The following is a 13,079-nucleotide window of genomic DNA, read 5'->3' as shown; positions in this document are numbered from 1 at the left end:
AATATTGCTCCGCCGTTCTCATTCACCCAGGTCAAGAAGAGTTATGCGCTCTACACCGACCTCAAGTACGAGCTCAGCAGCGCGATCACACTGCGCGGCGGACTTCGCTATACCCACGATACCGGTAAGCAATCGGAATTTCAGGCCGACGCCCTGGGCGTGGACGAGAGCCTCGTCGCCACTTTGATCCCGACGTCCAGCCTGTCCTACAAGACCGACAATCTCTCGGGCAAGATCGGCTTCGACTACAACCTGGCCGATGGCAACATGATCTATATTTCGGTCAGCCGCGGCTTCCGTGCGCCCAGCTTCAATGCCCAGGCCTTCTTCGATCCCTCGGAACTCTCGGTCGCCAAGGCGGAGAAGGTCACTTCCTACGAATTGGGCGCCAAGACGCAATTCGCCGGCCGTAGCATCACGCTCAACATGGCCGCGTTCTATTACGATTACCGCAACCAGCAATTCATCAACGTCGATCCATCCACCGCGGCGCAGACTCTGCTCAACATTCCCAAGTCGCGGATCTACGGCGCCGAGGCGGAGCTGACCGTGCGCGCCAACGACATGATCTCGATCCATTCGGGGGTCGGCCTGCTGTCGAGCAAGATTATCGACGGCACGGTGAGCGGGACCGTGGTCGACGGCAACCGCCTGTCGAACGCGCCCAGCCTGACCTTTAATGCCAGCCTCGACCTGGCGATTATGGATAACGATATGGGCAAGCTCAGCCTGCACCCGGAAATGGCCTACCAGTCGTCGCAGCATTTCGAGGTCATCAACGTACCGCGCCTCCGGCAGTCCGGCTATGCCATCCTTGGCGCGCACCTCGATTTCGAGACTGCCGACGGGCGCTGGACGGCCTCCATCTGGGGCAAGAACCTGACAAACAAGCTCTATTTCACATCCCGTGTCGACCTACTGGCCGGCTTCGGTTTCGACTATAATCACATCGGCACTCCGCGCACTTATGGCGCCAGCGTCGGCATGAAATTCTGAGACGGACACCGTCCAGGGTGAGGATGAAGATGGCTGACTACCGCATGTTGATCGGCGGCGAACTCGTCGCCGGCGACGCGACTCTCGACGTCGTCAATCCTGCAACCGGAAAGCCGTTCGCCACGGTTCCCCGGGCTTCGCAAAGACAGGCCGACGAGGCTGTCGCTGCGGCCAAGGCCGCTCTGACAGACTGGGGTGCAACGCCGCTGGAAAAGCGTCGCGCATGTATCCTGAAGCTTGCCGATGCGATTGCCGCGAATGCAAGCGAACTGGCCCGAAAGCTCACGCTCGAACAGGGCAAGCCGCTTGCCGAGGCCCAGGCGGAAGTCGACTGGAGCGAAGGCTACTTGCGCCACTATGCGACCCTGGAGCTGCCCGACCGGATCATCCAGGACGACGAGAAAGGCTACATCGCAGTCCAGCACAAGCCGCTGGGCGTGGTCGTAGGCATAACCGCCTGGAACTTCCCGCTGCTGCTCGCTTGCTGGAAGATCGGCCCGGCCGTCCTCGCCGGCAATTGCATCGTGCTGAAGCCCGCGCCGACGACGCCTGTCTGTGCGCTGCTGCTCGGCGCGCTGTGCCGCGACGTATTCCCGGCCGGCGTGGTCAACATCTTGACCGATGCCAATGACCTCGGCCCGCACCTCACCGCCCATCCCGATGTGGCCAAGATCGGCTTCACCGGATCGACCGGCACCGGCAAGGCCATTCTCGCCAGCAGTGCGGCAGGCCTCAAACGCGTCACGCTGGAATTGGGCGGCAACGATCCGGCCATCGTTCTGGACGATGTCGATGTACGCGAAACGGCGCTGGCGATCTTCGGCAACGCCTTCCTCAATTGCGGCCAGGTGTGCCTCGCAATCAAGCGCACCTATGTGCACGAAGCCATCTACGATGCCATGTGCGACGAACTTGCCCGGCTCGCCGAGGAAGCCGTTGTCGATGACGGCCTCAAGCAAGGAACGCGGATCGGCCCGATCCAGAACCGCCAGCAGTTCGAGAAGGTCAAGGATTTCCTGGAGACCGCGCGGAAGGAAGGCCGAATCGTCGCGGGGGGCAAGGTGCTCGAGCGGGAAGGCTACTTCATCGAGCCCACGATCGTACGCGACGTGCGCGATGGGGACCGGATCGTCGACGAGGAACAGTTCGGCCCGATCCTGCCTGTCATAGCCTTCAGCGACATCGACGATGTCGTGGCGCGTGCCAATGCCAGCGAGTACGGCCTCGGCGGATCGGTATGGTCGCAGGACGTTTCCAAGGCGGCCGATATCGCCGGGCGGATCGAGAGCGGTCAGGTCTGGGTCAATCAGCACATTGCCATCGGCCCGCACATTCCCATGGCCGGATTTCGCAGTTCCGGGCTCGGTGTCGAGCAATCGGCCGAAGGTCTTGCCGAATATACCCAGCTCAAGGTTGTGAACATTGCACGATGAACGGGATGAGTTACGCCAGAGGGCCGGTCGACACACCGCTGCTTGAAACGACCATCGGCGAAGCCCTGCGCAATGCCGCCATGCGTTGGGGGGCGGGGCTCGCCCTCGTCTCGTGCCATCAGGGGCTTCGCTATACCTGGCAGGAACTCGACGAGGAAGTCGACCGCATCGCCACCGGGCTGCTGCGCCGCGGCGTGCGCAAGGGCGATCGCGTGGGGATATGGGCACCCAATTGCGCCGAATGGACCGTGATCCAGTTCGCTACGGCGCGGATCGGGGCGATTCTGGTGAACATCAATCCGGCCTATCGTCTTTCCGAAGTCGAATATGCCCTAAACAAGGTCGGCTGCTCCATTCTGGTGACTGCTGCCAGGTTCAAGTCGAGCGACTACATCGCCATGCTGCGCGAGCTTGGCGACGCACGCCTGCCGACATTACGCCACCTCGTTTCGCTGGGCGAGGAACGTTTCGATGGCTTCGAACCATGGCCGGACCTGCGCGAAGATCCCGAGGCGGGGCTCCTTGCGCTGGCCGATGCTGCGCTTGACCGCAACGATGCGATCAATATCCAGTTTACCAGCGGCACCACGGGATTTCCCAAGGGGGCTACCCTCACCCACCGCAACATCCTCAACAACGGCTACTTCGCCGGCCGAACGATCCACCTTTCGCCAGAAGACCGGATCTGCGTTCCGGTGCCGCTCTACCATTGCTTCGGCATGGTGCTCGGCAACCTCGCTGCCCTTACCAGCGGCGCGGCGATGGTCTATCCCGACGAGGCCTTCGATCCCGGCAAGGTTCTGGCAGCAGCCACAAGGGAAGGCTGCACGGCGCTTTACGGCGTGCCGACGATGTTCATCGCCATGCTGAACCATCCCGGGTTCGACGCTTTCGACGTCTCGAGCCTGCGCACAGGGATCATGGCCGGGGCGACCTGCCCTGTCAGTCTCATGCGCAGCGTCATGGGCCGGCTCAACATGCGCGAGGTCACGATCGGCTACGGCATGACGGAGACCAGCCCCCTCACAACGCAGACGGCCACCGACGACCCGGTCGAGGAACGCGTCGCATCGGTCGGGCGAGTCCATCCCCATGCCGAAGCGCGGATAATTGGACTGGACGGCCAGACCCTGCCGATCGGCGAGCAGGGAGAATACTGTTCGCGCGGCTACGCCGTCATGCTCGGCTACTGGGAGGACCCTGAGCGCACGGCCGAGGCGATCGACGCCGAGGGATGGATGCATTCTGGCGACCTCGCAGTGATGGATGCGGACGGCTACGTGCGCATCACCGGGCGGATAAAGGACATGATCATCCGCGGCGGCGAGAACATCTATCCGCGCGAAATCGAGGAATTCCTGCTCACCCACCCCCAGATCCTCGATGCGCAGGTCTTCGGCGTCGACGACGAAAAGTTCGGCGAAGAAGTCTGCGCCTGGATCATCGCCAGACCGGATGCCGATCTGAGCACGCAATGCGTGCTGGACCACTGCAGGGGCCGCATCGCTCACTTCAAGGTTCCTCGCTACATACGATTCGTCGAACGTTTCGAGATGACCGTCACCGGCAAGGCGCAGAAATTCGCCATGCGCAAGATCATGGAAGATGAATTGAAGCGGGAGGCATATCGTCCTGGCAAGGCTCAGAGCGGCTGAACAGGACCTCCTGACGCACCGGAAGCACGGCAGGCGCCCACTCTCGATTGCATACCCGCACGCACCCTGCAAATATCGGCATTAGTCAAATTATCCTGTTAGAATTGCGGGACAAAAAGGGCTTCTCGAACGCAGCGCTCGAGGGCCTCCAACAGCAGCCACTTCGCGATCCTCGCGATAAATGAAGATGCCGATTAACTTATGACAGCTTACGAAATGGCCCACGCAACTTACTGCGCCTCAGGACATGAACGAAGACTCAATTTTTTCCTATATTAATAGTGATGCGCTTTAATTGTTGCATCGCACCGAAAAGAACTCATAATGCCAACGATTGCGGTCTTGCTCGCAAATTGGGGGGAGCAAGTCCGTCTGGCGGGGGCCAGCAGTCACAGTTTTGACGAGGTGACCCTCCTCGGGGCATGTCTGCCGGTGGGCGGGCGTATTTCGAGGAACGTGGAGCGGGTTCGTGAAGGGGTCCCTTCTTCTCGAACCCGCTTCATTTCCGGCAATTGCCGGGTTCCCAAGTCTATCGGACGTTCAAGCCCAGTTCGCCGAGTAACTGGCCTGCCTGTTCGCGCGAGATCGTTGCACCGCGAAACAGGCTGGCATCGACGAGACGCACGCCGCCCAGATCGGCCCCGCGCAGATCGGCTCCCTCGAAGCGCGCGCCCTCCATGCTGGCTTCACGCAGGCTGCACTCGGTAAAGTGTGCTTGCCGAAAATCGCATTTGCGCAGATCCGCCTGGGAGAAATCGGTCCGCGTCAGGTTGGCCCTGCGAAAGGAATGCCCGGCAAGGATGGCATTCACGAGCAACGTTTCCTCGAAAGCGATATCGATACCGCGCAATTCGCTCAGTTCGGCACCGGTCAGCTTGCAACGCTCGAAGCGCGCGGACTGCAGGTTCGCGCGCTTGAAGGTTGCGTTGTTAAAGTCGCAGGCGACGAACCGCGCATCGCCAAGGTCGCTGGCAAGAAAATTGGCAAAGGCGCCGCGGCACGACTGCCAGACGGTACCTTCAAGATTTGCGCGCGTCACGTCGGCGTGGCGCAGGGCGCAGCGCTCGAAAGTCCATCGTGCAAGATCGAGCCCGGAGAGATCGGTTTCCTCGAGCTCGCAGTCGATGAGCACTTGTTTGGTCCCCTGCATCGCCTCGAGATCGGTGCGCGAGAGGGTCTGGTCGCGCACGGCGCGATCGGAAAACAGATCATCCATCAGCTGACGCTAGCGCCTGTGCCCGTCTCGAACCAGCAGGCTCTATCGTCCTTGACCAAATTTTGCGGTTCTCCGTCCTGATCGGGAGGGCCAGCATACTGAGCGAGAGGCGAGCCCTGCTTAAATTTCTGGGCGCAGGGCCCTATCTTGAGGGCATGGGCCGCATTCGCAGATCGATCGCCGGACAAGTCCATGCCCTTATCGGTTCAGGTTCGGGCGCGATCGACATTGAGCGCGCGGCCGGAGACGACGGGCTCTTCGGTCCGTCCTCCGTGACATGGCGGGTCCACAGCGATTTCACGACGATGATGATCGGCGGCCTTTCCGCACTGCTGCTCCAGATGCTCCACCCCAGGGTGCTTGCAGGCGTCTGGGATCATTCCAACTTCCGGGACGATCCATTGGGGCGGCTGCGTCGGACGGCGCAGTTCGTGTCGGGAACGACATACGGCTCGACCACAAGGGCCCTCGCGCTGATCGAACAGATCAATGCCATCCACGATCGCGTCCTCGGACATCTTCCCGACGGCTCACCGTACAGCGCGCGCGATCCCGAATTGCTGACATGGGTCCATGTCTCCTCCGTTACCGGCTTCCTGCGCGCTTATGTGCGTTATCGCGATCCGTTCCTGTCCTTCGCAGATCAGGACAGATACCTTCAGGAGATGTCGGAGATCGCCCGCAGGTTGGGGGCGATCTCCATTCCGGTTAGTCTCACCCAGTGCGAGCTCTACTTCGAGGCGATACGCCCCCAATTGCGTGTCGACATGCGAACGCGCGAAGTGGCCCGGGCACTGCTGTCACCCCGCCCGTCCCGGCTTGGCCCCCGGCTGTTCCGCGCTGTCAGCAGCAAGGCAGCCATCGACCTGCTTCCCGGCTGGGCTGCCCGCATGCACCAGCTGACGCTTCCAGGGCCGGAGCGGCTGCTGGTGCGAACCGGCGCCCAAGGCGCACAAGCCCTGCTGCGCTGGGCCCTGCAGGATCGCACCGTCCGCCGCGCGAGGGAGACATCGACCGCAAGCTAGCATCATGCGCCCATCGAATGCACGACAGGCTTACGCAATTTCTTCATCGGCGAATGCACCGATATCACCGGGCTTGCGCAGCATCTTGTCCACTTCGCTCGCGTGGACCTCCTCGGCGTAGATCATCTTGCGCGCATATTCCTCCAGCGTGACGGACTTGCCGTCCACCGCCTCGAGCAATTGGCGATAGAGCTGCAGCGCTTCGCCTTCCGCCTCGAGGGATTCACGCAGGATCGCGCCGATGTCGTGCTCGTGGCTCTCCAGCAGAGGCCCGATCCGCAGCGAGGGATGGCTTCCCAGAAGAGTCACCATTTCGCCTGCTTCCTGCGCGTGCAGCAGGGACTCGTCGGCCTGACTGCGCAACCACGAAACGATCGGGATGCGACCGAAGCCGAAGACGAGGAACGAGTAATGCGTGTAGCGCACGACGCCTGCCAGTTCCTGCTCGAGAATGTTGTTGAGGAGGCCAATGACGCGCTCCTTGTCGATCTGTGACATGGGAGTCTCCTTTTCGGTCAGATCCCCCGCAGGCCTTTGCCGGACCCAAGCGGCCTCTAAGGCAAAAGCGCGGAGCCGACCGTACCATGAATTCGCTCCCGGCGCAGCACGAAGCGCGCCTGCATATCGGCACGAAAAGTGCCCCCGGCCTCGCCAAACGCCCTCCTCTCTGCCAAGGGCTGATCAAACTGGAGACCAAGACATGTCGGGCGACTCAGAGGACTACATCTACGACGAGGACAGCGGCGAATGGCTTCCTGCCTCGGAACTGGCGGCGAGGCGCGCGGCGGAGGACGTCGTGGAAGTACGCGATGCCGTCGGTAACCTGCTGGCCGATGGCGACGCCGTAACGCTGATCAAGGACCTCGACGTAAAAGGCGCCGGCCAAACGCTCAAGCGCGGTACGCTGATCCCCTCGATCCGGCTCACCGGCGATGCGCAGGAGATCGACTGCAAGTATCCCGGGATCAAGGGCCTGGTGCTGCGGGCGGAGTTCGTGCGCAAGCGCTGATCACACCTCGCCGCTGCACGAGACATCATCTGCTGCAAGTGTCCTTGCCGAACCTCGTCCTCGGGCATGATCGGCAAGGATCCCCAGCGTAGCCAGCGTCCCGCCGGTCAAGCCCGCGACACTGAACGCGATGATGGCAGGCTCGGCGATATTCGCGAGCTGCCTGGCGCACATACCGATCGGTTCGAAGTACTTACTCATGGGGGCATCTCCAGTGGGTGCCAGCATCTATGCCGATGCCCGGACCTCAGGAGAATTCGGATAAATCCAGCTTATTCGTTCAGGTTTTTCGAACGCCCGCCTTGCGACGGGGCCGCGCAAGGCAACCGATCGCAAGCCTAGCCGATGGCCCTGCCTTCAGTTTCCTTCAGCGGGGCCATCGCGACCCGGTTGCGACCGTTTCGTTTGGCCTCGTACAAGGCCGCATCGGCGGCCTGAACCAACGCATCGCGGTTACAGTGAGCCGGCGCGCAGGCAACCCCGGCCGATACGTTGATTTGTCCCAGGATCCTGTCCGCGTGACGCAGGCGCAGTCCGGCGATCGAAGCCCTGATGGATTCGACCCGTCGCCCGGCCTCTTCGGGGCCGAGGCCGGGCATGAGGAGCAGGAACTCCTCACCGCCATAGCGAAAGACATGGTCGTCGGAACGCACAGCGTCCTTCAGGGCCTTCCCGACTGCGCGTAGAACCGCATCGCCCGCATCGTGTCCATGTTCATCGTTGAAGCGCTTGAAGTGATCAATGTCGATCATGGCGCAGCTGATCGAAAGGTCAGGCTGGGCGCCTGCCACATGGCTTTCGAGGGCGACCTCGAGCTTGCGCCGGTTCGAGAGGCTGGTCAGGGGATCCGCCATGGCCATGTCCTGCAAGGCGTCGCGCAGGCGCAAGTTATCGAGGGCCAGTCCGACATTTTCGGCCAGGATATTCAAATAAACATCGGAGACGGTTGCGGAAGCACCGCCGGCAGCGAACTCGAAATAGAGCAGGCCCAGCGTCCCGCGCCGCGCGACCAGCGGAAGACAGATCGTCTCGGTAACGCCCTGTCCGGTAGGCTCAAGGTGATCGCAGGGCACATCGATCACACTGCCTGCCGCCTTGTGCAGGCCGCCGCGCCGCAGGGCCCAGCACGCGCTGACCGGGAATCTCGACCGTGACTGCTTCGGTTCGATCCACGAGCAGAATTCGACCATCTCGTCCCGCTCGGAATCGAGCAGGAACAGGCTCCCCGCAGCCGATGGGACAATGCTGGGAATGAAGCGTTCCACGATGCCGTGAAGGTCGCCGATCGTGTCGCAGTTCTGCATGCGCTGCGTCATGCGCGAGAGCAGGTCACGCACGCTGCGGTCCGCATCGCGCTCCCGTTCGAGCCGTTGCCGTTCGATGCCGTTCTCGCGAAAGATCCGCAGGGCCTGTGCCATGTCGCCGATTTCGTCGATCTGGTCATAGACCGGGGGTTCGACCGCGTAGTCCTGCGCTGCCAGCCTCGTCACGACGTCGCTGAGCTTCACGACCGGATGAAGGACGCGGCGACGGAATATGAAATAGAGAACGCAGAGGAACAGCAAACCGGTTACGCCCAGCATGATCTCCGACGTGGTCCGCCAAAGCCGCGAGGTACGCACGGCTTCCTGCATCACCGCTTCGGTGCGCTGGTCGATCCGGCTCTGGAACTTGACGACCCCGACCTGGATGCGCTCCAGCTCGCGCTCATACTCGGGCGAGAACAGGACGGCGATGGCCTGGTCGCGTTTCCCTTCGCCGCGAACCTTGATGGCAGCATCCTGTTCGTCCAGCAGGGCGTCGGCCTGCCGGAACACCTGCCGCAGGTCGTACAGCTCCGCACTGCTCGCACCTGCATCGCGAATATGACGGGCGCGATCCTTAACTTTCGCGAGTTCCTTGAGCTCATGCCGATAGGCAGTGAGGTCGGCCAGGCTGCCACTGATCGCGTACTGACGCGCGAGGCCGCTCAGAACACCGATATCTTCCGCAACGAGCGATGTCGCATGATCGAGTTCGTAGCGTTGCTGTACGGCATCGCGCTCCTGTTTCTGGGCGGCCGACGCCATGAGCATGGTCGCACCCGATAAGAGCGTGAGCGCAACTGTCGCTCCATATGCCCAGTTGGTGATGGTCGATAAGCGCATGATGCAAGCCTATAGTCCACACCGGATACTCAAAGGTTAAAGGTCCGTTCGGATCTCCGGACCGGCAGGCATGCCCGCCACCGGGTCCGCTTCAGGCCGCGATCAGGACGCCCTTGTAAGTCGGATCTTCCAGCGCCAGCCCTGCACCATTCGCCACGCACAGCAGCGGATTGTCAGCAACGGTTACGGGAAGCCCGGTCCCGCGCGAGAGGATCACGTCGAGGTGATCGAGCAAAGCGCCTCCGCCCGTCATCACGATCCCTTGGTCTACAATGTCCGCGGCCAGCTCCGGCGCGGTGTTCTCCAGCGCGTTCAACACGGTCTCGACGATCTGGTTGACTGATTCAGAGATCGCCTCGGCAATCTCGGCCTGACTGATTTCGATTTCCTTGGGCACACCGTTCACCAGGTCCCGTCCCTTGGTGCGGATCACCTGCCCACAACCATCGTCGGGCATGCGCGCGGTGCCGATGGCCAGCTTGATGCGTTCTGCGGTCACTTCGCCGATCATCAGGTTGTGCTTGCGCCTTACGGCAAGAGCGATCGCCTCGTCGAGCTTGTCGCCGCCGATGCGAACAGAGGTGCTGTAGGCCGATCCGCGCAGGGAGAGGACCGCGACTTCTGTCGTCCCGCCGCCGATATCGACTACCATCGCGCCAACCGGCTCGGTGACAGGCATGCCCGCACCGATAGCCGCAGCCATCGATTCCTCGATGAACCAGACCTTCGATGCGCCGGCCTGGCTTGCCGCATGTTGAATGGCGCGACGCTCCACCGGCGTCGAACCGGAAGGTACGCAGATTGCGATTTCGGGCCGGCGCGGCAGGCGGCTTGGCCCATCGTGCGCCTTGTCGATGAAATGCTTGATCATCAGTTCGGCAACGTCGATGTCGGCGATCACACCCCCGCGAAGAGGCCGGATCGTCGAAACGTTGTCAGGCGTCTTGCCCATCATCAGCTTCGCATCGCTGCCGATCGCCCGCACGCGCGGAATTCCACCCAGCGTTTCTAGCGCCACGACCGAGGGTTCGTTCAGGACGATGCCCCGGCCCCGGACGTACACGAGCGTGTTCACGGTCCCCAGATCGATCGCCATGTCGTGAGATGAAAAATTGAATAAGCGCGATAATCGCATTCTGAAATCCGGACCCTAAAGGTGGCTTATTGCGCGTTGTCGATTCACGCTGCCTTGACCGGACGGCGCGTGTGAGGGCCCGGGCACGGCGTCAACCACCCGTGCGTCCGACTGCCAGTTGCATGCGATGGCTGGCCCGCAGCAGATACAGGCGCAGTGAAAAACGCGGCAGTTCGAGGCTCCCGTCCGCCCGGCCGGGGAATCGCCCGGGCTGCGCAATTGGACGAGGAAAGCCGCGACCTCGTGGATTTTAAAATGGCAGCCCGCGCAATTGCGTCACGCTGGGTTCGACAAACGATCGGGCAGTGACAGAACAGATCGACCTGAGGTGCGATTGAACCAGGCGCCCACTTGGCACCGACCGGTGGCTTTGCCGAGGGGCGAACCAGGCGGGCAATCGACCCTCACTTCTCCTTGGGTCCATAAGCCAGGAAGACATTGCCCGGCATCTTGCCCGCAAAGCCATAGCCCGAGGTAATGAAGAGCATTCCGTCATGCGGCATGGGTGCTGACCCACCGCTCATCGATCCGCCGTGGCCGATGACCCCGTTCAGGGCCTTGTAGTCGACCGTGGTATCGAGGTCCCACAAAACCGGGCCGTCGGCAGTCGCATAGGCGCGCATGTGCCCGTCGTTCGCCCCGGCGAAGACCAGGCCCGGTGTCGCGGTGATGGCTGCCGAATAGCCCGGGTAGCATAGCGCCTTGCCATTGCAGACGTCGGCCGCAGGTGCCTGCCAGACGTATTTGCCTGTCGCAATGTCGAGCGCGTAGAGGCCTGGCCTGGGCGGGATATCATATTCGTTGCCATCGGGGACGTCGGAAACCGGCACGAAGACCACGCCGTTGGCCGCGGCCATGCCGAAGTGGATGCCGCCTACGACGCCGCCGCGACCGACCCGGTTCTTCCACACCAGCTTGCCGCTGTCTGGATCGACGCCATAGGCGATGCCCGATTTCTGGCCGAGCAGGATCATTTCCCTGCCATCATGCGTCGCGGCCAGCACCGGAGGCGCCCCGAAGTCGAAGTCGGGTCCGTCCTCTTCGGGGCAGTTTGCCCGGTCGGACTCTTCACAGGCACCGTTCCAGACGTCGGCGCCCAAGGCCTGATAATGCCAGGCAACCGCGCCGCTATCGATCTCGAGTGCCACCAGCGCATCGCTGAGATCTGTGCCCGGGCCGGTGTAATTGTCGCCCGTCGCCACATAGATCCGGCCACGCCTGGCATCGATCGTCGGTGCCGACCAGACCGGGGCGCCGGAGGGGCCATACAGGGCCTTTCCGGTCACGCCGGGGGAGCCCACTTTCGGCTCCGGCACAAGATAAGTCCGCCACCTGGTCTTGCCGGTTGCCGCATCCACCGCCAGCAGCGAGCCGCGAAAGGTGCAGCACGGATACCCCGCGCTCGAAGCTGCCCCTTCTTCGAGCGAGGAAACCGGGATGTAGACCACACCTTCGTGGACTGCCGGCGTGCCGGTCAGGGTCGTCGAGGCATGGTCGTCGGCGGAGATCTTCCAGACCTGCTTTCCGGTGAACGCCTCGACGGCGTAGGCATTGCCTGTGACATCGCCGAAGAATGCAAGCGGATTGGCCTTTGCGTCATCCTTATCCCAGCTCTGAACTACAATGCCCGTGCGCACTTCGGCATCGCTTTCGAACGACCAGCGCAGGCAGCCCGTCTTCTCGTCGAAGGCACGCACGGCATTGTCCTGCCCGCCGAGAATCACGGCGCCACCGGCGAAGGCGGGCTGCGAGCGCACGCGCGTCGCATTTGGAATGGCAATGGCCCACTTCAATTCCAGATCGCCTACGTTTTCCGGCGAAATTCCGGCCTTGTCTTCGGGGATGAAATGCGTGTTGCCCCGGTCGACGCCCCAGTACGGGTAACTGGTTGGCGCAGAACGATCAAAGATCGCAGCTACTCCCTCGCACTTGGGCATGGCTGCGACATCGGTCGAACCGAAGGGACGACCGGCAATATATTCGGAAACAACCCGCTTCTCGCCGTCATCGAGCGAAGTGGTCATCGGCACCATGACGCCGCTGGTCAGGACCTTGAAGATCGCTTCGGGCGTCATCTGCTGTAGAATGATCCGGGCCGGCGCGCGGGCCATGCCGGTGTCGTGACAAGCGGCACATGTCCCGCTCCAGATCGCGCTGCCCTTCGCTTCGATCTCTGCCGGCAACGATGAGGTGTCGCGATAGCTGTCGGCAGCCACGGCCTGATCCTTTGTCGGCGCGGCAGCCTCAAGGCTGCCACCGAACATCAACGCAGCCCCCAGGGCCGTCGCGGCGAACGCCAACGCCCCCATGCGAAGACTGCGCGCCTCTCCCCCGAACTTCATCCACGCTCTCCCAAGGCCATGAATATCTTCGATTTCTCGACGTGCGATCACGACAAGATCTCTGCGGATCGCTGCCGCTAACACCGTCATGGCAGGCCCATTCGCAGGACCTGCCGGTCCC

Annotated in this window: 11 protein-coding genes; 5 read left to right on the top strand and 6 right to left on the bottom strand. The window is 62.3% G+C overall.

The features are described from left to right. The 3 genes from J3474_RS21665 to J3474_RS21655 all read left to right on the top strand — a co-directional run. On the top strand, window positions 1-996 hold a 996-nt coding region (locus tag J3474_RS21665; RefSeq protein ID WP_207095573.1), incomplete at its 5' end, for a TonB-dependent receptor. Between the two features lie 29 nt (window positions 997-1,025). After that, entirely contained in the window at window positions 1,026-2,429 is a 1,404-nt protein-coding gene (locus J3474_RS21660; protein ID WP_207095572.1) for an aldehyde dehydrogenase family protein, read from the top strand. After that, a complete protein-coding gene (locus J3474_RS21655) occupies window positions 2,426-4,084 on the top strand; it encodes an AMP-binding protein (RefSeq protein WP_207095571.1) in 1,659 nt (552 codons plus the stop codon). The genes J3474_RS21660 and J3474_RS21655 overlap by 4 nt, the downstream gene beginning before the upstream one ends. Window positions 4,085-4,613: 529 nt before the next feature. On the opposite strand, the gene J3474_RS21650 is transcribed toward J3474_RS21655, so the two are convergent. Next, window positions 4,614-5,300 carry a pentapeptide repeat-containing protein gene (locus J3474_RS21650; RefSeq protein ID WP_207095570.1) on the bottom strand — a complete coding sequence of 229 codons (687 nt, stop codon included), beginning with the start codon at window positions 5,298-5,300 and terminating at the stop codon, window positions 4,614-4,616. Window positions 5,301-5,455: 155 nt separating this feature from the next. Between J3474_RS21650 and J3474_RS21645 the strand changes: the two genes are divergently transcribed. Next, window positions 5,456-6,325: an oxygenase MpaB family protein gene (locus J3474_RS21645; RefSeq protein ID WP_207095569.1), complete on the top strand. Its 870-nt coding sequence runs from the start codon at window positions 5,456-5,458 to the stop codon at window positions 6,323-6,325. A 30-nt stretch (window positions 6,326-6,355) separates the two neighbouring features. On the opposite strand, the gene J3474_RS21640 is transcribed toward J3474_RS21645, so the two are convergent. Beyond that, entirely contained in the window at window positions 6,356-6,823 is a 468-nt protein-coding gene (locus J3474_RS21640) for a bacterioferritin (RefSeq protein WP_013836835.1), read from the bottom strand. A gap of 202 nt (window positions 6,824-7,025) precedes the next feature. Between J3474_RS21640 and J3474_RS21635 the strand changes: the two genes are divergently transcribed. Next, window positions 7,026-7,334 carry an alkylphosphonate utilization protein gene (locus J3474_RS21635; RefSeq protein ID WP_207095568.1) on the top strand — a complete coding sequence of 103 codons (309 nt, stop codon included), beginning with the start codon at window positions 7,026-7,028 and terminating at the stop codon, window positions 7,332-7,334. Here J3474_RS21635 and J3474_RS21630 read toward each other — a convergent pair whose 3' ends face one another. The 4 genes from J3474_RS21630 to J3474_RS21615 all read right to left on the bottom strand — a co-directional run bounded on the left by J3474_RS21630 (window position 7,335) and on the right by J3474_RS21615 (window position 12,958). Continuing rightward, entirely contained in the window at window positions 7,335-7,535 is a 201-nt protein-coding gene (locus tag J3474_RS21630) for a hypothetical protein (protein WP_148274827.1), read from the bottom strand. A 137-nt stretch (window positions 7,536-7,672) separates the two neighbouring features. Then, complete coding sequence (locus J3474_RS21625; protein ID WP_207095567.1) at window positions 7,673-9,481, bottom strand: sensor domain-containing diguanylate cyclase; 1,809 nt, start codon at window positions 9,479-9,481, stop codon at window positions 7,673-7,675. 91 nt (window positions 9,482-9,572) lie between these two features. After that, entirely contained in the window at window positions 9,573-10,616 is a 1,044-nt protein-coding gene (locus J3474_RS21620; RefSeq protein ID WP_207095566.1) for a rod shape-determining protein, read from the bottom strand. A 404-nt stretch (window positions 10,617-11,020) separates the two neighbouring features. Then, window positions 11,021-12,958, bottom strand: coding sequence for a PQQ-binding-like beta-propeller repeat protein (locus J3474_RS21615; RefSeq protein ID WP_242528552.1), 1,938 nt, complete (start codon window positions 12,956-12,958; stop codon window positions 11,021-11,023). Window positions 12,959-13,079: the final 121 nt, after the last annotated feature.

The sequence above is a fragment of the Novosphingobium sp. PY1 genome, assembly GCF_017312445.1.
Classification (GTDB): Bacteria; Pseudomonadota; Alphaproteobacteria; order Sphingomonadales; family Sphingomonadaceae; genus Novosphingobium.
The sequence above is the reverse complement of the archived record's forward strand: the minus strand, read 5'-3'. Positions and strand labels throughout refer to the sequence as shown.